Origin of the sequence: Streptomyces sp. 8N616, from assembly GCF_052246385.1 — a bacterium.
Taxonomy (GTDB): Bacteria; Actinomycetota; Actinomycetes; order Streptomycetales; family Streptomycetaceae; genus Streptomyces.
This window is the reverse complement of the sequence record NZ_JBQQBY010000052.1, coordinates 1-19,601: the sequence shown is the minus strand read 5'-3', so window position 1 is coordinate 19,601 and position 19,601 is coordinate 1. Positions and strand designations below refer to the sequence as shown.

16 protein-coding genes and 1 pseudogene are annotated in these 19,601 nt (G+C 69.1%); 9 read left to right on the top strand and 8 right to left on the bottom strand.

What is annotated here, in order from left to right; all coding sequences use genetic code 11:
* Nucleotides 1–471: 471 nt before the first annotated feature.
* The 4 genes from ACTWQC_RS32835 to ACTWQC_RS32820 all read right to left on the bottom strand — a co-directional run bounded on the left by ACTWQC_RS32835 (nt 472) and on the right by ACTWQC_RS32820 (nt 5,403).
* Nucleotides 472–1,689 carry a DUF475 domain-containing protein gene (locus ACTWQC_RS32835; protein ID WP_443319513.1) on the bottom strand — a complete coding sequence of 406 codons (1,218 nt, stop codon included), beginning with the start codon at nt 1,687–1,689 and terminating at the stop codon, nt 472–474.
* Between the two features lie 57 nt (nt 1,690–1,746).
* Nucleotides 1,747–2,181 carry an ATP-binding protein gene (locus ACTWQC_RS32830; protein ID WP_443319512.1) on the bottom strand — a complete coding sequence of 145 codons (435 nt, stop codon included), beginning with the start codon at nt 2,179–2,181 and terminating at the stop codon, nt 1,747–1,749.
* A 118-nt stretch (nt 2,182–2,299) separates the two neighbouring features.
* Nucleotides 2,300–3,304 carry a TAXI family TRAP transporter solute-binding subunit gene (locus tag ACTWQC_RS32825; protein WP_443319511.1) on the bottom strand — a complete coding sequence of 335 codons (1,005 nt, stop codon included), beginning with the start codon at nt 3,302–3,304 and terminating at the stop codon, nt 2,300–2,302.
* Nucleotides 3,301–5,403 (bottom strand): TRAP transporter permease, encoded by a 2,103-nt coding sequence (locus ACTWQC_RS32820; RefSeq protein ID WP_443319510.1) that lies wholly within the window; start codon nt 5,401–5,403, stop codon nt 3,301–3,303. The genes ACTWQC_RS32825 and ACTWQC_RS32820 overlap by 4 nt, the downstream gene beginning before the upstream one ends.
* 214 nt (nt 5,404–5,617) lie before the next feature.
* Between ACTWQC_RS32820 and ACTWQC_RS32815 the strand changes: the two genes are divergently transcribed.
* Nucleotides 5,618–6,292 (top strand): response regulator transcription factor, encoded by a 675-nt coding sequence (locus tag ACTWQC_RS32815; RefSeq protein WP_443319509.1) that lies wholly within the window; start codon nt 5,618–5,620, stop codon nt 6,290–6,292.
* A 9-nt stretch (nt 6,293–6,301) separates the two neighbouring features.
* Nucleotides 6,302–7,756 (top strand): sensor histidine kinase, encoded by a 1,455-nt coding sequence (locus ACTWQC_RS32810; RefSeq protein ID WP_443319508.1) that lies wholly within the window; start codon nt 6,302–6,304, stop codon nt 7,754–7,756.
* 6 nt (nt 7,757–7,762) lie between these two features.
* On the opposite strand, the gene ACTWQC_RS32805 is transcribed toward ACTWQC_RS32810, so the two are convergent.
* Nucleotides 7,763–8,719, bottom strand: coding sequence for a TAXI family TRAP transporter solute-binding subunit (locus ACTWQC_RS32805; protein ID WP_443319507.1), 957 nt, complete (start codon nt 8,717–8,719; stop codon nt 7,763–7,765).
* Between the two features lie 501 nt (nt 8,720–9,220).
* Here ACTWQC_RS32805 and ACTWQC_RS32800 point away from each other — a divergent pair.
* The 5 genes and pseudogenes from ACTWQC_RS32800 to ACTWQC_RS32780 all read left to right on the top strand — a co-directional run.
* Nucleotides 9,221–9,451 (top strand): annotated as a pseudogene (locus tag ACTWQC_RS32800) (alpha-ketoglutarate transporter); the annotation flags it as partial.
* Between the two features lie 587 nt (nt 9,452–10,038).
* Entirely contained in the window at nt 10,039–10,662 is a 624-nt protein-coding gene (locus tag ACTWQC_RS32795; protein WP_443319506.1) for a DUF485 domain-containing protein, read from the top strand.
* The gene (locus ACTWQC_RS32790; RefSeq protein ID WP_443319505.1) at nt 10,659–12,239 is read left to right on the top strand and encodes a solute symporter family protein; all 1,581 of its coding nucleotides are present in this window, start codon (nt 10,659–10,661) and stop codon (nt 12,237–12,239) included. The genes ACTWQC_RS32795 and ACTWQC_RS32790 overlap by 4 nt, the downstream gene beginning before the upstream one ends.
* A gap of 65 nt (nt 12,240–12,304) precedes the next feature.
* A complete protein-coding gene (locus tag ACTWQC_RS32785) occupies nt 12,305–12,571 on the top strand; it encodes an Hsp70 family protein (protein ID WP_443319504.1) in 267 nt (88 codons plus the stop codon).
* Between the two features lie 1,075 nt (nt 12,572–13,646).
* On the top strand, nt 13,647–14,357 hold the full coding sequence (locus ACTWQC_RS32780; protein ID WP_443319503.1) for a Tn3 family transposase: 711 nt from the start codon (nt 13,647–13,649) through the stop codon (nt 14,355–14,357).
* Here the strand turns inward: ACTWQC_RS32780 and ACTWQC_RS32775 are convergent.
* The 3 genes from ACTWQC_RS32775 to ACTWQC_RS32765 form a co-directional block, all read right to left on the bottom strand.
* Nucleotides 14,301–14,891 (bottom strand): hypothetical protein, encoded by a 591-nt coding sequence (locus ACTWQC_RS32775; RefSeq protein WP_443319502.1) that lies wholly within the window; start codon nt 14,889–14,891, stop codon nt 14,301–14,303. The genes ACTWQC_RS32780 and ACTWQC_RS32775 overlap by 57 nt on opposite strands.
* On the bottom strand, nt 14,873–16,744 hold the full coding sequence (locus ACTWQC_RS32770; RefSeq protein WP_443319501.1) for a hypothetical protein: 1,872 nt from the start codon (nt 16,742–16,744) through the stop codon (nt 14,873–14,875). The genes ACTWQC_RS32775 and ACTWQC_RS32770 overlap by 19 nt, the downstream gene beginning before the upstream one ends.
* 289 nt (nt 16,745–17,033) lie before the next feature.
* The gene (locus ACTWQC_RS32765; protein ID WP_443319500.1) at nt 17,034–17,960 is read right to left on the bottom strand and encodes an SDR family oxidoreductase; all 927 of its coding nucleotides are present in this window, start codon (nt 17,958–17,960) and stop codon (nt 17,034–17,036) included.
* 355 nt (nt 17,961–18,315) lie between these two features.
* Between ACTWQC_RS32765 and ACTWQC_RS32760 the strand changes: the two genes are divergently transcribed.
* Nucleotides 18,316–18,720, top strand: coding sequence for a hypothetical protein (locus ACTWQC_RS32760; protein ID WP_443319499.1), 405 nt, complete (start codon nt 18,316–18,318; stop codon nt 18,718–18,720).
* 170 nt (nt 18,721–18,890) lie between these two features.
* A complete protein-coding gene (locus ACTWQC_RS32755) occupies nt 18,891–19,538 on the top strand; it encodes a hypothetical protein (RefSeq protein WP_443319498.1) in 648 nt (215 codons plus the stop codon).
* Nucleotides 19,539–19,601 lie beyond the last annotated feature (63 nt).

Genomic DNA, 19,601 nt, shown 5'->3' with positions numbered 1-19,601 from the left:
CTAGCCGATCTCGGGCGCTCGTGATCTTGGGAGGAAGTGCACCGACAGCGGCCGCGGGTCAACCTCAACTGCCCGGAGCGTCCGCACCGCGTACATGCAAAGGTCTCACCCCCTCGGTGCACGACCTGGGCGCCCGCGTGACCGCGCTCGGCCCTGCCCAAGGAGCCCTGAGCGGTGGGGCGTTCAGAAAAGCCCCAGAACTGCGGTCGGCCGCGCGTAGCCGCCCGTAGCGCTCCGGCACGGGCGGCCAGCGGAATACACAGAGCGAGGATCAGCGCGTGCGGCGATCGCCCCGCACCAGGGCAATATCGGGAGTAGGTTGCCCAGCCCGCATACGAGGCCCCCCGCCCGGGCTCGATCCGGGCCCGCCGCGGGGAGGAGACGGCGGGCCCGAAGACTGCGGGGCGGCAGTGAGGTTCTCTCAGTACGGCTTCGCGTCGTGCGGCGGAGCCGGGCACGGCCACCGCGTGATCACCGGGGTTGTGCGGGATCGTGGAGACCGTCCGGTGGCCGCGGCCCAGGCAGTGGCCGTGGTGGCTCGGATCCGTACCAGGCCCGCCAGGTGTCCAGGGCCGCATCGACCTCGTGCTCTTCCACGCCGTGGGCACGGTTATGCCGCACGGACGAGAGGAAGGAGGCCGCGATGAGGAAGACACCGACGAGTCCGGTGATGATCTCGCTGATCTCGTACTGGATGGTGATCAGCAGGATGACGGCGAGGGCACCGATGGCATAGTGCGCGCCGTGCTCGAGGTAGACGTACTCGTCCAGGGTGCCCTGGCGGACCAGGTAGACCGTCAGTGACCGCACGTACATGGCGCCGATGCCCAGGCCCAGAGCCATCCAGAAGATGTGGTTGGTGATGGCGAAGGCACCGATGACACCGTCGAAGGAGAAAGAGGCGTCCAGGACCTCCAGATAGAGGAAGAGAAAGAAGGCGGCCTTGCCACCGAGGGCGACGGCGGAGACCGGCCTACTTCCGGCCCCGGCTTGCTCCTCCGGCTCGTGCTCCCACTTTTCCCCTTCCGGTTCCTCGAGCCTGTTCTCGAAGGAGCTCGAGAGCCCGCCGACGATGAGGTAAGTGATCAGGCCGGCGACGCCGGAGAGCAGGACGGGGGCCGTCTTGTCGGCATGGCCGCTGCTGACATGGGCCTGGGTGGCGAAGGTCATCGTGGAGACCAGCAGGACGATGAGCGCGATGCAGACCGGCAGCCTGCCGACGTTACCGAGCCTGGCCAGCGGGCGCTCCAGCCGGCCCAGCCACTTGTGGTCGCGGTCCTCGAAGATGAAGTTCAGGAAGATCATCAGCAGGAACATTCCGCCGAACGCCGCGATCACGGCGTGGGCGTCGGTCACCAGGGCCTCGTACTGCCCCGGCTTGTCCATGGCGAGCTGGACGGCCTCGATCGGACTTACCTTCGCGCTGATGGCGACGATCAGGAGAGGGAAGACCAGTCGCATACCGAACACCGCGATCAGGATGCCGACGGAGAGGAAGAGCTTCTGCCAGAAGGTGTTCAGCTTCTTCAGGATGCCGGCGTTGACAACCGCGTTGTCAAAGGACAGCGAGATCTCGAGGATCGATAGGATCAGGACGAGCCCGAACGCTTCCCATCCCCACTGCCACGCGGCGAAGGCGACACCGAGCGCCGTGATGGCGAACGACCAGCCGAACGTTCTCAGAATCATCGTCATCCCTCTGGTGGCACGGAGCTGTTCGCAGGTTGGGGACTTGAGGCGTCGGCGTCACGACGCCAGCTCATCGAGGGCCGCGGTCGGCGTCGCAGGGGGCGTCATCTCGAACCAGACGACCTTCCCCGTAGCGGTGGGCGTGGTGCCCCAGGCTGCAGCCAACGACGCGACCAGCATCAGGCCCCGGCCGCTCTCCGCGTACAGCGCGTGGGTACGCGGAGAGGGCAGCCGAGGAGCCGTATCGGTCACTTCCACCCGCAGTCGGAGACCCGTCCAGCGCACCGTCACGTCGCACGGCCCGGCGGCGTGCCGCACCGCGTTGGCGATCACCTCGCTGGACAACAGCGCGGTTTCGTCCAGCGTCTCGTCCGGCAGCGGCAGACCCCAGTCACGGACCACCTGCAGGACCAGCCGACGGGCCTTCGGCACCGCTTGATCCTCCGCAGCCACGGGGAAGTTGTGGACCAGGGGAGTTCTCAGGATCTGCATCGTGTTCATCCCTTGGCGCGGCGGTCCGGGGTGGAGCGCAGTGCTCGGCGGTCCGGGTCTGGAGGGGGATGCCCGGCGCCGGCTGCACCGGACCTCCTACCTCTCCGTCTGGATGTCGTCACGGCTTCTTGACCAGGGCCCTGAGCGCTTCCTCGGCGCCAGGGTTCAGCGGGACGGGGGCGGCCTCGTCGGCGTGGTCGAGGTCGATCTCCGCCGCGGCCGCGTTCACCTTCTCCAGAGCGCTCTTCTTCTCGTAGATCAGGTTGACGATCTTCGCGGCGAGATCGGGGTCGAAGCCCTTCTTCACCAGCAGGACGTTGGGCACGACGATCGTGGGAACGGCCTTCGGCTGCCCGTACACGGACGTTGGGATGGAACCCCGCTGGTAGAAGTCGCCGTACTTCTTGGTGAGGGCGGGAAGCTGGGGCGTGACGTCCAGGAAGCGAACCTTGCCCTTGAGGCTGGTGGTGAGGTCGGTGATGCCACCGCTGGGCAGTCCACCGGACCAGAAGAGCGCATCGACGGTGCCGTCCTTCATCGCGTCCACGGACTCCGGCAGGCCGAGGCGCTCGGCCTCGATGTCCTGAGCGGGGTCCAGGCCGGCGGCCTTGAGCAACCGGTTGGCGATCACCTCGGTTCCGGAACCGGGTGCCCCGATCGAGACTCTCTTGCCTTTGAGTTCCTCAAGGGACTCGATGTCCGAGTCGGCCCGGACCAGCACCTGCGTGTAGTTCGGGTAGAGCCGGGTCAGGGCCTCGATCTCCTGGGGCTGGGAGAACGATTCCCTGCCCTCGACAGCGTCACTGGCGGTGTCCAGCAGGGAGAACGCGAGGTCGTAGGAGCCGGCCCCCAGACCCTCGATGTTCTGCACGGACGCGCCGGTGGTAGTGGCGGTGGCCCGGTAACCGTCGATGTCGTCGGAGATCAGATCGGCGAGGCCGCCACCGATTTGGTAGTAGACGCCCGTGGTTGGGCCGGTCGCGATGGTCAGCCGACCTCCCTTCCCGCTGCCCGCAGCCGCGTCGGCGGTCTGCTTCCCGCCGCCGCAGGCGGTGGCGGAGAGGGCGATGACAACAGCGGCAACGGCGACGTTGAGGCGCGGGGCGCGCATTCGGTGCTTCATGAGTGGAGCTGTCCTTCCATGATGGTTTCCGCTTCACGGTCCTGACCCGCAGTGGGAACCGCTCGGGTCTGCTGCCTGCGGCGCACCAGGCGGGCGCCGACGGCAAGTGCGAGTGCCACGAAACCAGCGGTGATCGCGGCGGGTTCGAGGTAGAGGAGGCAGAGCGCGGCGACCGCGCACAGCCCACGCACCACAGGGCCTGCCGGACCGAGCAGCCGGCCTCCGGTGGCCGCGGCCAGCGCGGCGACTGCCAGGGCGGAGACCGCGGTGGTCCATGCGACGCCCGACAGGCTCCCCGTGCCGAGCAGTTGGGCGCCGTTGTCGGTGAGGACGAAGGCGAACGGCACCAGGAAAGCCGGCAGGGAGTACTTCCAGGTGGCCACCATGGTGCGCATCGGACTGCCACCGGTGATGGCGGCGGCGGCCGCTGCCGCCATCGCCGTCGGCGGGCTCACCTCGGACAGCACGGCGTAGTAGAAGATGAACATGTACGCCTCGTGAGTGGCGACCCCGAGCGAGAGCAGGGCCGGCGCAATGATCACCGCGGCGATGATGAAGGACGCGGTGACCGGCACCGCGAGCCCGAGGATGGACACCGACACCGCCGCGAAGACGACCGTAAGGATCAGCTCGGCGGTCGCGTTGTCGCCGAAGGCCCCGGCCGCGTCGACGATGACCGAGGCGAGGTTCAGGCCGAGGCCGGTCTGGGAGACGACGGCGACGATGATGCCCGCCGCGGCGCAGGTGACGACCACCGGGAGCACCGACCTGCTGCCCTCGGCGAGGGCTGCGCAAAGCCTTCGTGGCGTCATCCTGTGCTGCGGATCGAGGAACGACAGCAGGAACTGCAGGACCGTCGCGTAGACCACCGCCTTGAACGGGGGCAGTCCCATCGCCATGAAGCCAACGATCATGAAGAGGGAGAGGAAGTGGTAGCCGAACCGTCCCAGCAGCCGCAGCGCCGATGTGCGCTCCTCCCCCACCACGGGCTGTCCCTGGTGTTTGCGGGCGTCGATCTCGACCGCGAGGACGATGCCCAGGTAGTACAGGAGCGTGGGCACCAGGGCGTACAGCAGGACGGTGAGGTAACTGGCCCTCAGGTACTCGGCGATGATGAACGCCGCGGCGCCCAGGGTGGGCGGGGAGAGGATCGCGCCGATCCCGGCGGCCGCGAGCACTCCGCCGCCCTGCTCCTTGCCGTAGCCGGACCGGCGCAGGATGGGCCAGGCGACCGAGCCCAGGCTGACCGCGGTCGCGGTGCCGGAACCGGAGACGGTGCCGAGCAGGAAGCCTGCGGCGGTCACCGTACGACCGGGGGCGCTGCGGGAGCCGCGGAAGGCCGCGAAGGAAAGGTCGATGAAGAACTTGCCGGCACCTGAGATGTCGAGGACCGCGCCGTAGATGGTGAACAGGATGATGTAGGTACCGGCCACGTTCAGCGGCACGCCGTAGAGGCCGTCGGTGCTCATGAAGAAGTGGGCCGCGATCGCGTCGATGTCGAAGCCGCCGTGCGCCAGCGACCAGTCGTACGGCAGCAGTCCGCCGTAGTACGCGTAGAGCAGGAAGGCCGCGCAGAAGGCCGGAAGCACCCAGCCGGTGGTCCGGCGGCACGCCTCCAGGACCAGGAGGATCACGGCGACTCCGGCCACCACGTCGAGTGCCGTGGGCAGCTGCCGCCGCTCGATGAAAGCGTCGAACTCCAGCAGCGGGTAGAGGCACACGGCGAGCGCCGACGCGGCGAGCAGCCAGTCGAGCCACCCGGGGTTGTCGGGGCGGGCAGCCGCCCCCTGGCCCGATGCCGTACCGCCGCCCCGGTGCCACCGCAGCAGCAGTGCCGGTACGCGCACCGTTCCGCGGTGGGTCAGGAAGACCAGCGGCAGCGTCGCGGCGAGGAAGACCGTCAGGTAGTACTGGCTGCCGTTGGCCAGCGGGAAGAAGACCACATAGAGCGCGAAGACCGAGAGCGCGACGCACACCGCGGACACGGCCGCGGACAACGGGGGAGACAGTCTGCGGGCCGGCCGTTCCTGCTCGAACTCGGCGACCAGTTCCTCGGGCGTGCGCTCCCTCGGCTCGGACGGCGTCGCTGCCATGGTCATCTCGGCGATCTCCTGGGACGTTGCGGTTGCTCTCGCCTATGACCGTGGCAGCCGTTACAAGCCGGCAACAGCGGAGTCCCGCCGCCTTAACGTAGGTTTAGGGTTGAGTGACGGGGATCACTTCTACGCTCGTCACGACGCCTGTGGCCCGCGCGGCCTGGGCATCCATGCCGAGGGACGCAGGGCCCGGCGGATCCGCGGACCGGGAGGCTGCGTGCGGATACTTCTTGTCGAAGACGACCACCGGGTCGCCGGCGCACTGACGGGTGCCCTGCGGCGCAACGGGTACGAGGTGCTGCGCGCCGCCACCGCAGCGGACGCCCTGGCCGCGCCCGCGGTCGATCTCGTTCTGCTCGACTTGGGCCTGCCGGACCGGGACGGAATCGAGGTATGCCGGGAGCTGCGCGCCCGGGCCGGCGTCCCGGTGATCGCGGTGACCGCGCGAGGAGGCGAGCCCGACCGCGTCCGGGGACTGCGCAGCGGCGCTGATGACTACGTGGTGAAACCGTTCGGCACCGCGGAGCTGCTCGCCCGGATCGAGGCGGTGCTCCGCCGCTGCATGATCAGGCGCACCCCAGAGGACCAGCTCCTCGCGGTCGAGGGCCTCGAGATCGACCTCGGGCGGCGCACCGTCGTCGTGGACGGGCGGCTCGTGCCCCTCACCCGCAAGGAGTTCGATGTCCTGGCCGTGCTGGCACGCGCGGGCGGCGCCGCGGTCTCCCGGGACCGCATCGTGGTGGAGGTGTGGCAGACGACGTTCGAAGGAATGTCGCGGACCCTCGACGTACACGTGGCCACCATGCGGCGCAAGCTGGGGCAGTCGGCCATTCTGGTGCAGACAGTGCGCGGCTTCGGGTACCGCCTGTCCGCGCCCGGGACTGACGGATGAGGACGCCGGATGCGCCGCCGACTTCTGGTCATTGTCTTCGTCCTGGTCGCAGTCCTGATCGTCGCGCTGAGTCTGCCACTGGTCCGGGCGACGGCGGAGCGCACGGTCCAGAACTCGTTCATCGGGCGGGTGGAGGACAGCGCCTGGTTCGCCGACATGTCCGCCACGGCCATGGAATCAGGGCGGATCGGCCGGCTGGAGGCCACCGCCCAGCGCTACTCGAGTCTCCACGACTCCCGGGTCGTGGTGATCGACGCGGACAGCGAGCCCGTGGTGGCCCCACGCCCCGTCGATCTGGACGAGCCGCAGGTGCGGTCGGCGCTGCTGCGGGCCCTGGCCGACCGGCCTCCTGAGCAACCGGGCGTGGTGTGGCCGTGGGAGGGCCGCCCGTTCGTGCTGGCCGAGCCGGTCAAGCGCGACGGTCGGGTGCTGGGCGCCGTGCTGATCGTCTCCCCCACCGACCGGGTGCGTTCCGAGGTCGCAGACCATCTGACACTCGTGGGGCTGGGCAGCTTCGTCGCGCTGGCCGTCGTGGTGACGGCGGTCGCGTTGCCGGTAGTCCGATGGGTGCTCCGCCCGGTCCATGAGCTGGACCGCGCCACGGACGAGGTCGCCCTCGGGCGCCTGAAGACCCGTGTCTCGGAGCGGGTCGGCTCGCCGGAGCTGCGCCACCTCGCCAACCGATTCAACCTCATGGCAGACAGCATGCACGCGGCCCAGGAGCAGCAGCGGGCGTTCGTGGCGCAGGCGTCCCACCAGCTGCGCAACCCGCTGACCGCACTTCGGCTGCGGGTGGAGAACCTGGAGGAGTTCGTGAGCGACCCGCGTGGTCTGGACGAGCTGCATTACGCCGTGGAGGAGACCGACCGTTTCGGCGAGATACTCGACGGGCTGCTGCGACTGGCCAGGGCAGAGGCGTCGGAGGCCGAACGCGGGCCCGTCGACGTCTCGGCCGTGGTGGCCCACCGGGTCGACGCCTGGCGGGCGGCCTTCGCCAGCGCAGGTGCTCCGCTCACGACGGAGGTTCCCGACGGGATGTGGGCCCTGTCCCTGCCCGACTGCCTCGACCACGCCCTGGACACCCTGCTCGACAACGCGCTCAAGTTCGGCGCCGGCACACCGGTCGACGTGTCGGTCACCCGCACCCCCGTCGGTGACGGTAGCGACAGCGGTGGCTCAGGAGACGTAGGGGGCACGACGGGCAGAACCGACGGCGTCGTAGAGGTGACAGTACGAGACCGGGGCCCCGGGCTGACCCCGGACGAGTTGGCCCAGGCCGGGGGCAGGTTCTGGCGCAGCGCGCGCCACCAGAACGTACGGGGTACGGGGCTCGGCCTCGCGCTCACCCGGACCCTGGTAGAGGCGGGCGGCGGCGAGCTGCGCCTGGCACGCGCGAAGCCTCACGGATTCACCGCCACCATACGGCTGCCCGCCGCCCCCGCGCTCCCGGTCGCTCCTGCGTGACGGGTGTCAGGGATGCGACTCGCGGTACCAGCGAGCGGCGCCCGGATGCAGATCCAGCGGATGGGTGGAGATCGCCGTGCGCCGGTCGAGGCGACGGGCCTCCGGGTGGGCGCGGATGAGTTCCGCCTGGCCATCGAACAGCAGCCGGGTCAGCCAGTACGCCTGCGCTTCCGGCATGTCCCGCCGCACCACCAGGAAGTTCGGCACGCTCACCGTGGTCACCGCGCTCTGCGGCCCATAGACCACAGCGGGCACGGTGGTCTCGGTGTAGAGCTCACCGTAGGACCGGGAGAGCTCCCCGACCACACCGCCGAGGTCGACCAGGCGGATCTGCGTGCTCCGGCGGAGCTCGGTGATCGCCCCCGTCGGCAGGCCGCCGCTCCAGAAGAAAGCGTCGATCCGCCCGGCGGCCAAGGCGTCTGCCGACCCGAGCACATCCAGTCGCTGAGCAGTCACGTCCTCGTCGGCAGAGAGCCCGGCGACCTTCAGGATGCGTTCGGCGATCAAAGCGGTGCCGGAGCCCTCGGCACCCACCGAGACCCGCCGCCCGCGCAGTGCGTCCACACTGCGGACCGGGCTATCTGCGCGGACCACCAGTTGCACGTAGTTGTCGTAGAGGGCGGCGAGCGCCACCACGGGCAGGCGTCCGGAGAAGGGCGGGCGCCCGGCGACGGCGTCCGCGGCGGAATCGGCGAGGGCGAAGCCGACCTGCGCCTGCTTGGCCTCGACCTGGCGAAGGTTGTCGACGCTGCCACCGGTGTGCAGGACCGGGGCCGACACACGGGGCAGCCGACGCTCGATGAGGTCGGCATAGCCGGCTCCGTAGTCCGCGTAGACGCCGCCCGGGTTGCCGGCGGCCACCTTGATCTCCCCGGATGGACGGGGCGGCTCGTCGTTCCCGGCGCACCCTGCCAGCAGCAGCAATGCGGCAGCGGCGGCGGCGAGCACGCGTGCCATCCGCATGGGGACCTCCCTCGCCATGGCAAGCTGCGGACCGGCCATGGACCCGCGCTGTGGAACCCTCTCCGACGGGTCAGATTCGATCAGCCTAACGCGCGGGAAGACGCCGGCGACCCCTGGACCGGCAGCGTTCGCACCAGCGGCGGCGTAGCCGGTCTCCGGTTTTCTCCCCGGCGATCAGCACCGCGACGGAGCGATTTCGCGCGGCCCGCGGGCTGGTCGCATGGCCGGTGCGGCCCTGGAGCAACAGTTCGGTCGCCGGCTTGCCATGCACGCCTGGCCGCCGCGGGCCGCCGTGTGATCCCACGGGTGGGACGCGCGGAGGACGGGCAGCAGGACGGTGCCGAAGGAGGTGGGCGCGCGCCCACAACGAGCGATGACCCATCGTCCTAAGGGACTGTTAGAACTCCGTCGCCGATATTGATCGGCCGTCCACTCCCCGTGACTGTGGTCCGGTCACAGACAAGGGAGTTCGGATGTCTACACAGATGAGGACCCCGCGACCTGATCGAGTGGCACGACTGGTACGCGTACACGGCCTTCAGCGTCTACGCCGCGGCGTTCTTCCCCTCGGGAAACCAGACCACGCAGCTCCTGCCCACCGCCGCGGTATTCGCCGTCGGGTTCCTGATGCGGCCCATTGGCGGCTGGCTTCTCGGGCGCTACGCCGACCGCCACGGTCGGCGGTTGCTGCAAGGCTTGTCGGTGGGAGGCGAGTACTCGACCTCGGCCACCTAGCTGATCGTCGTGGGCATGTGGCCATCAGCTCCTACACCTCGATCAGCGCGGTGGTGAAGGCCGAGGACGTCGGCCGGCTCGCCGCTGGAGGAGAACCTCCCCGAACCCGAGCGGCACGGCGGGGACATCCCGGCACGGAGAGGGTGACCGTGCGGGTACTGCCGGCCGAGGACGACGACGGTGTGGCCGACGCGCCGGCCGAAGTCGTGTACGAGCACGGTCACCTCCCGACCAGGGTGCACCGCGGCGAGGATCTCCTCGGCCGCTACCGGCAGGCCGACGTGTGTACTGCTCGACCTCGGACTGCCCGATATCGACGGCCTGGAGGTCCTCCGCAAGCCGGCATGAGGAAGGCGTCGCGGTGAACGCAACGTACGCAAGTACGCCCAGTCGTTGCGGTTTCGCCACTTCCCGTCCGGTCGGCTTTCGGACACGGTAACCCCCGTGGACGCTCGGCCGACAAACTCCGCCACGCTCGCCTGACATTCATCACGTCAATTCGCTGATGTCGCAGGCCCATTCCCGCACGGCCGGATCCATACGGCCATTCCGCCCTTCCCTTCCACCCGTCAGAAGGAGACCTCGTGTCCTCCCACGACCGGTCGGCCGACCACGACGCCCCTATCGTCGTCGCCCTCTACCTCAGCGGACTCCGGCATGGCTCGCTGTACAGCCCTGCGGAGCTGAGGCGGGCCATCATTCAGACGTACGCGGCCCTCGACGCGCCGGAATCTCTGCTTCCCCGATACCGGGAGGCCCTGCTCGCGGCCGAAGCGGGCGGCGAGAATCCGGGAGAGCGAAGATCCTGGGCCCTGCACATGGCCGCCGTCCTGACATGGGACGAGCAGCAGGCCCGTAGAGCCCCGTCGCCATCGGCAGCCACCGCCGCGTCCGCTGCCGCCGCCTCCCCGAGCCGCCAGTCGGAGCTGGCCGTGCGGCAGCTGCGCACAGCGCGCCGACTCCCGGTACGCGTCACCCTCACGGTTCTCGCCGTCGACATGGTCATCGCGGTCCTTGCCACGCAGGCCGACGGCCTGCTGGGCCTGCCGGTGGCCGGCCCCTTCAACGTCGGCCTCGTCCTGCTCTTGGTGCAGCTCGGCATCACGGCCGGGGCCGCCGTGTGGTACGGGCGCTACGCCAGGGCCGCTGTCGATCCGCTGACCGAGCGCCTCGGATCCTCCCTCCCGCACCCGGAGAGCCACCGTTGATCACCCTGCTTGCTGAGGCTCGTCCCAGCGACACCTTCCCGATCTTCACCATCTTCGCCACCTTCGTCGCCTGCACGATGTTCCTCTTCCTCGCTGCCGTCGGCCTGGACAGCCTCAGCAACTTCTACCTCGGCCATCGCCGACTGTCGTGGATCGGCAACGGGTTGGCCGTCTTCGGCTGCTACATGTCCGCCGCCGGCATGCTGGGCAATCCGGGACTGATCTCGCTCACGGGCTACGACGGCATCCTGTACGTGCTGGCCTCCACAGCTGCCTGGATCGTTCTTCTGCTCGTGGTCACCGACGCCTACCACGGCTCCGCACGGTTCACCGTGGGTGACTCCCTCGCACGCCGCCTGCGCCCGCGGCCCACCCACATGGCCGCCGGCACGGCGACTCTGACCATCTCGCTGCTGTATCTGATCGCGCAGCTCGTCGGCGCCGGGGCGCTCGCCGCGCCCATCCTGGGTCTGGACGGGCCGACCGCCCAGAGGACCGTCGTGGCCTGTCTCGGAGTCCTGATGATTCTCTCCGTCATCGGCGGCGGCATGCGGGCGGCGACCCTGGTGCAGTGCGTCAAGGCCGTGCTGCTCCTGACCGGCGCTGCCGTCCTGATGCTCGCGGTGCTCTCGCGCTACGGCTGGAACCCGGCAGCCCTGCTCAGTGCCGCCGCTGACCACAGCGCGTTCGGTGACGACTTCCTGCGGCCCGGCATCGGCTCCAACGAAGGCACCAGCGAACTGGATTCGCTGAGCCTGGAGCTCACCAGGCTGCTCGGAGCCGCCGGCCTGCCCCATGTGCTGATGCGGATCGGCACCGTGGCCACCGCACGCGAGGCAAGGCGATCGATGCAGTTCGCCAGCCTTCTGATCGTCTGCTTCTCCCTGGCGGCCGTAGTGATCGGGCTCGGTGCGGCCGGCCTGCTCGGCACAGCGACCATCGCTTCGGACAGTCCATCCGGCAAGACCGCCGTGCTCCTGCTCGCCCGCTCCCTCGGCGGCCCGGCCCTGCTCACTGCCATCGCCTGCCTTGCCTTCATCACGATCGTGGCGGTTGTGGCCGGTCTCATCCTCACCGCGGCGGCCTCGCTGGCCCACGACATCTACGGAGCGACGATCAAGCGGGGCCTGGCTTCGGAGAAGGAGGAACTCGCCGTGGCACGGGGGGCTGTGCTGCTCATCGGTGGCGGCGCCATCGGGCTGTCCATGTTCGCCCAGCACCTCAACATCTCGTTCCTGGTCGAAGTTTCGTTCACCCTCGCGGCATCGGCGGTGCTGCCCGCCATTCTCTACAACCTGTGGTGGCGGGGCTTCACGACCCGAGGAGCATCCTGGAGTATCTACGGCGGTCTGCTGTCCGTTCTGCTCCTAGTGACCCTGTCCCCTGCGGTTTCTGGCCATCCGACGGCCCTGCTGCCGGACGCCGACTTCGCGATCTCCCCCCTGCGCAACCCCGGCCTTGTCAGCATTCCCGTGGGGTTCCTCGCCGGCTGGCTGGGATCGGTCCTCGACCCGCGGAAGGGCACTGGCGGCGGGCCGGACGGGCACGCCGAGGATCCGGCACCCCTGGCTTCCTGACCTCGTCGACCGGATCACCCGAACTTTCTCGACGATGTGCGCCGAGGGCACGGGGCGCCATCATCTTGGAGGGCGAACATAAGAACGCAGCCCACAACACCGTCCTCGGCTCAGTCCAACTGTCGCCGCTATCCGCCCTTCCGAAAGGGTGCCTGCGGATCGAAGTCAGCCTCGACGTTGATGCCAACGGCGTACTGCACAGGGCTTCGAGCCTTTCGCGATCTCTTCGCAGCCGGACTGCATCAAAGCCCCAAGCCAGACGCCAATCCATGGGGCTCACGCCAACAGGGCATCGCCGGAGGCTTTCGCCGCTACCTGCGCACTTGACGTGATCAAGTGCAGAGGATGTGAGAAGTTGTGAGAGGCAGGCCTCGGAGGCCGCCTTCCCGCGAGCGGGAAAACGGCCTCTGACCTGCGAAAACGCTGGTCGGGACGACAGGATTTGAACCTGCGCCCCAGCGGTCGACGCCGCCTGACGTCCTGTTATCGCCAGTGCTGCTGCGTCCAGGTAGCGCAGGTCAGGTCCTGTTCACTGCCACGAGGATGACACCGTCTGCCGCCTTGTGACTCCCAGTCCGTGAGAGGCATGTGAGAGGCAGGTGAGAAGCTGCAAGGAACGGCGCAGCCGTCCAGGCAACGCCGCTCCCGCACTTACTCCGCCTCCAGGTGATCATTCAGCACATACCGGTGCACGCACCGTTTCTCGTTGAAGGGCGGAAACGAGGCCTTGGTCCCTGTGGCGTGACCCCCGCGATGCGCATACTCGGGCTCCGCGTCGATACCGCCCATGGCCGGTTCGTACGGCTCATACCAGCCGACTCTGTCACGATGTCACCATGGACTGGGGATGGAACGAAGAACCACATCCGCTCGCCAAAGGCCACCCGGACAATGCCGATCTTGAGGTTAACGAGCTCCCCGGAGGTCACTGCCTTGCATGTGCAAGGCTGGTATTCCAGGTTGGGTCCCAGGTGGCATTTTCTGCCGTGCATTTGGCCACCGCAGCACCGGACCTGGGTGCCGAACCGCTCAACCCATTACGACTGGCAGAAATGCATCGATTACTCCATCGATCGCCCTGCCCCGGCAGCGCATCAGGTGGACCCCGGCGCTGCTCGCAGTATGGGAGGAAGAAGCCAACGCTGAGCTTGAGGATATCGGGGTACCCGTTCCCGTCCGATCGGCCGTATCTGGTTCCTGCGGCCCTTCGCCGGCTTTGCCGGGTCGAAGACATGCTTCGTCACCTGAATCGCACAACTGAGTCCCGGGGCGTCGAGAGGCTCAGCGCCGAGTTTGTTTTTCTGGTCGCCGAAGAACTGCACAGATTGGCCGGTTAATCGACCTGGTCCTCCACGCTAAAGATCCGGATCATGCCTCCCAAGGCACCTGGTAGTACCGGAACAATTGGTGCACTCGTGCCAAGGCGTTGTCAGCCACACCCAACTCCCCTGGGCCGCCTCCTCCTCGGCGACGCCGCTCAAACGGCTGCGGTCCGGGTCGCACAAGAACGCCACGTACACCGCGTTCCGCGAGGTGGGCCGCGTCATCCGTACCGTGCAGCTGCTGCGGTATCTGACGGACGCCCCAATGCGCCAGCGGGTGACGGCGGCGACGAACAAGGTGGAGTCGTTCAACCGGTTCTCCCAGTGGGTCGGCTCAGGCAACCAGGGCGTCATCGCCGACAACGACCCCGTGGAGCAGGAGAAGGCGATGAAGTTCAACGCCCTGCTCACGAACGCGGTGATCTTCCACAACGCCCTGGACATCGCCGAGATCGTCCGCCAGATGCTGGAGGAGGGCTGGGAGATCGCCGCCGAGGACCTGGCGCACGTCTCGCCGTACCTGACCGAGCACATCAAGCGGTTCGGCGAGTACTCAACGCACGAACTCGGCATCGAGCCGGAGGCGTACGACCCGAAGCTCGACGTCGACTTCACCCCGCTGGCTGAGCAGGACCTGGCCACCGCCGACTGCGGCCAAGCCGCCCGAATCGCGGAGCCCCCCTCCCCGGCTCCTGGAGCAGTGGCCGGGGAGAGGCGTCGGGCCGGGGTCAGACGGGTGTCACCACGGCTCCACGTCCTGGCCCGTGGCGGCGCGCCACAACGCGGAGAACGCTGACGACGGCCGGCCGTTGAAGTCGCGGGGCGAAGGAAGCTTACCGAGCAGGTCCAGCACCGCGCTGAGGTGCCCGCACTCCGCTGCCTGCTTGATGAGCAGCTCGGTGGGCCTTTCGCGGTGGGCCCGCGGGGTCCTGAGCAGCTCGGCGTGCGCTTTGGCGAGGGCCGCGAGGTCGGCCTCGCTCGGCTTCGCCGGGTGGGACCGCCTCGTGCGCTGCTCGGCCATCCGCAGGGCCTTCTCGTAGCGCAACTCCGCTAGCACCTCCGGGACATCGGACTGGCCCAGGCGGAGCAGATCGGTCCGACCGAGGTCGGCCAGGACACTGATCACCGGATCCATCCACCAGTCCCATTCCACGTCACACGCTGTGAGGAACTCCTCTGCCAGGTGGATCCGGCCGGTGCCCAGTAGATAGGGGAGCCACGGCACGGAGTAGGAGGTGCTGGGGGTCTTCCGCCACTCCTCCTCGCCGCGCGCCCACAGCGCCCGCGCCTCGTCCTCGCGCCCGCACTCGGTCAGCGCCCAGCTGACCATGAGACGGTTCTGCCATGCGTTGGCCTCCGGTTCGATCGCGTCACGGGCGCGGGCGAACCATACGTCGGCCGCGGCCGTATCGCCCATGACCTGGTACGCGCCGCCGACCGAGGACGCCACGTCCGCGACGTTGTACGGTCCAAGGGCCGCCTCCGCGCCCGCCTCGACCTCGGCGAAGAACGCCCGCGCCTCGTCGGTCCGTCCCGCCCGGGCGAGATCGTCGCCACGTCGGCAAAGGCCGCGACGCGCTGGTCCGGCTCCGGGATGGCGTCGAGCATGTCCACGGCGCCGCCCACTTCCCCCCGTCGGGCCCGGCAGCCGTGCCGCGTGGCGGAGGTGCTTGCAGACATGGTGGTTCGAGCTGCTCCTGAGTTCGGACACGGAGTCTCGCGCCGCCGCGAACAGGTCGTGCAGCGTCGCCGTGTTGGGGGGGGTGGCCAGGACCCGTCGACTGGCGCCGAGGGTTCGTCTCCGCGTCCCGGGTCCGCTGCTCGACGTACTGCCGTACGTAGGTGCCGAGGCCGCGTTCTCCGAGCAGCTCGGCGGCGTCCTTCGCGTCCGGCACGATCGTGAGTCCGCCCCCACCGCACCGGCCAGGCGAAGCGCCGGTCGACCGACCAGGCCACGACCGCTTCCAGGTCTTCTCTGCGGTCCGGAGGCGCGATGACCACCCCCTCTTCGAAGGCGGCGCACCAGGTGTCGTCGTCCAGCGCGAAATTGACGGGGTGATCGTCGAACGCGAACTCGTGTTCCACGCACCGGGGCTTCGATGGCTCGCGGAGGAACTCGAAGTGGCTCAGCACGCCGCCGGTGTCGGACCGATGGAAAGTCACACCGGTCCCGCCCACCGAGACCCGCACTTGTCCCGTATCGCCACCCGCCGAGGCGCCGTGCCACGCATCCGCCTCCTTTCGTTCCTCCTTGGTCAGCCAGTACATCTGTTTGGTGGGCAGGTCGATCGCGAAGGTTCGCCGGCGCTTCGCGTCGTACACGAGGAGCCAACTGCCGTCGTGTGACCAGCTGACGTCCTCCGGCCACAGCTCATCGCCCTCCTGCCCGAACTCCGCGGGAAGCGTTTCCGTCAGCAGATACGGGTGCCGGGGCGGCGCGTACGTGGGCAGCCAGAACAGGTCGCCCGCTTCCAGCGGGACGACGCAGCCCTTGACCGCGCAGGAGGACGCCGAGTCGATGAACGCGCTCCGGCCATCGGGGGCCAGAGCCCAGTCCGGGGGCCGGTTCCCACCGTCCGTCACCGACGCGCTGGCTATGGGGTAGGTGTGCGTGGCGTCGTCGAACGGATCGAAGACGCCTATCTGGTTGGTGTGGTACGCGAGCCCCACACGCCTGCTGTCGGCCGACCACTGCATGGTGTCGTCGTGGCCGGGCCAGCCGACCCCGCCTTCGATCCGGTCGAGTACGTTCACGCAGCGGCCGCTGGCGATCTCCCAGATCTGCAGCACACCACCGCGATGGTAGTCGTCGCCGCACCAGCTGCCAGTCGCCAGGTAGCGTCCGCAGGGGCTGATCGCGTAGTCCTCGATCTCCGTGAAGTGGCGGAACGGATGCTGCAGCCGGGTGCAGCCGAGGCTGCGCATCCGGTCGGTGGCGTATCGGTGTGCCTCGGTGACCCCGTGCGTCCGCTCCCATTCCTGCAACCGCCCCCGCAGCGGCAGCAGATCCCGCTCGGATACGAAGGCGGACCAGTCCGCCTCCCGCAGCAGGCTCAGCAACGCGTCGGGGTCCGCGGCCGACGCCAGCGCGGCGTGGTCCACGAAGGCGCCCACCTCACCGACGCCGGGCGGCGCGTCGCCGGTTCGGGCCTCGGACGCCTGCTGCGTGAGCAGGGCCCGCAACGCCTTCCCATGTAGATCGGTATGCCGAGCCGACTCACTCTCGCCAGACTCATCCCGACACTTCAGCGGTGGTTCACTCGCCTTCGTCTTTCTGATCCCCACCTGACGCCTCACGGGTGCCTTCTCCACATCGCTCACCACGATCACGTCACCGCTCTCGCAGCACGTGGTGGTTTTGCTTGTTCGGCGAAATCGGCCTCTCCGGGGCCTGCGGAGGTCAGCGCTCGGACCGACCGATGGCCCGCTCACGGGCCGCGGCGTTGTCGCCGCGGCCCGTGAGCGGTGCCCGTCACCGATATCCGGTCGCGTCCGCCGGCTTGCCGGCGTCCTCGACCTCGAACAAGTAGCGCCAGCAGTCCGGGCGCGAGCCGTCGAGGTCGGTGAAGCCGTACTCCTGCGCGAGTTGCCCGCTGGACAGCGACTGGCCGTTCCAGCGCGCGACGTCGGCGTCGCCGGCCAGCGCCGCGATTGCGCGTCCGACGTACGACGGGCTCTCCGAAATGCAGAAGTGCGGCACCGTGGCCAGCGCGTCGCGCCAGTTATCCTCGGTGACACCGAAGTTGTCGAGCATCATCTCCGAGCGCAGCCAGCCCGGGGTGAGCGCCACCGCTGTCCCGCCGCGCGGCTTCAGCTCGTGTGCGAGCACGAACGCCATGCGCAGCACGCTGTTCTTGACCAGGTCGTAGAAGTACGAGTTGCGGTAGCGCGTTCCGTTGTACGCGGACGTCCCGTCGGTCATCTCGACCACGAGCCCGCCCGGTTGCCGCACCAGCAGCGGCAGCACGAAGTGGCTGGTGATCGCGTGGGTCTCCACGCCCAGCCGGAGCAGCCGCAGTCCGTTGTCGAGGTCGTGCTCCCAGACCGGCGTGTCGAACGCGAACAGCCGCTCGCCGCCCCAGACATCGTTGACCAGCACGTCGAGCCGCCCCTGCTCGGCGTCGATGCGCTCGGCCAGCGCACGGACCTGTTCGGGCACCAGGTGGTCGGTCGGCACGGCGATGCCGGTTCCGCCCGCGGCGGTGACGAGTTCCGCGGTCTGCTCGATCGTCTCGGGCCGGTCGTACTCCGAGCGCCGTTGCCGAGTCGTGCGGCCGGTGACGTAGACCGTCGCGCCCGCCGCGCCGAGTTGGACGGCGATGCCGCGCCCGGCGCCCCGCGTGGCCCCCGCGACCAGCGCGATCTTTCCGTGGAGGTCCGGTGTCGATGTGTCGGGCATGAATCCCCTTGAGTCTTTTCTGTCTGTACGGCCCGGTCCACGTCCGTCATCGACGCTGACCGGTGACATCATGCTCAACCCAATACCCGACACCATGTGTCGTGTTTCTTCACCCGTCTTGCGGACGCCACCGGAAGCCGCCCAGCCGGATGCCGCACACAGCGACGACGGCTTCGCGTCCCCCGAGGCCGGCCCGTGCGGCTGCCCTCCCACGCGACGCTGGCGCGGACATCGGTGACGCCTCCGTACGCGGATCTGCGTACGTCAGGTGCCGCGCTGGCGCTGACGACGTGGCGGGGCCCCGGAACGCACGATCTCCTGTGTCAGATCCGCACCCGGAATCACTGGAGACATCGTGAAGACCAAGAGGATCCTCCCGCTCACGGGCAAGCTGAACGCCGCCGCGCTGGCCGCTGGCGCCGCCGGAATCGCGGTGCAAAAGCTGTCCGGCGTCGGGGAGTTCCCGCTGATCCCGCCCGGCGCGGTGCTGCTGCTCGGCTCGGCCGCTCTGGTGACGCTGGGCGCGCGGTGGCGGTGGACGTCCGTCGTCGGCCTCGTGATGCCGGGCTACCTGCTTCTTGCGGCGTTCCTGGTCTCCTCGGGGGTCTGGGACCGGCTGGCCGCTCCCGGTGATATCGGGCCGTTCGCGGGCAGCGCCCTCCAGATGGCCTCGATCGCGGTGGCCGCGGTTACGGGAGCGGCCGCGCTGTGGACGACGTACGCCGGCCAACGCCCCGCCGGGATCCACCAGCGAGCCTGATGCGGCTACCGCCGCCTGCTCCTCATCCCCTCATCCCTCATCCCCCTGGTGGCCCTTGACCCCGCCCGGACCACCGCTTGTCCCTGGAGGTTCTGCGAATGTCCGCCCCACCCCTCGTACACGCCGATCAGCGGCCCTCGGCAACAGCCCCCGCCGGGTATGGCGGAGTTGTGAGCATCGCCGTGTTCTTCGGCTTCTTCATCCTCGGCCTGATGTTCCACAGTGCCCTGGCCACCGCCACCTATCCCGCCGCCGACGACACCGCCGAACTGATCGTCCGCTGGCGCCAGGACAACGGCAGCGTGTCGCGGATCTCGGGCGCCGCACTGAGCATCTCCGCGCTGCTCTTCGCCTGGTTCAGTGCCTGGTTCGCCACGGTGATCCACCGCACCGGCCGGATCCAGGCGGCGCTGGTGACGCTGGCCGGAGGGCTGTTCTCGGCACTCGGACTGCTGCTGTCGGGGGTTCTGCAGTGGGTCGCGCAGCGACCGGAGAACATCGCCGAGGCGCCGGTGCTGCGCGTGGTGCACCAGATCACCTTCGTGCTCGGTGGCCCCATGGTGGTCGTCAGCCTCGCCCCGGTCGTCGCGGTCGGTGGCATCGCCCTGATGCGCGCCAAGCTGCTGCCCAGGTGGCTGGGCTGGACGGGCGCGGTCATGGGTGTGCTCGCGCTCGGCTCGGTGGTCATGCTGCTGCCTGAGGACGGCAGCCTCACCTACCTCGTGCCCCTCGGCAGGTTCCTGTCGCTGCTGTGGCTGACGGTCGTCGCCGTGGTGCTGGCCCGGCACCGCGGCGACCGGCAGGAGGCCCGTATCTGAGACCCGGTGGCGGGGGGGGGGGGGGGGGGGGGGGGGGGGGGGGGGGGGGGGGGGGGGGGGGGG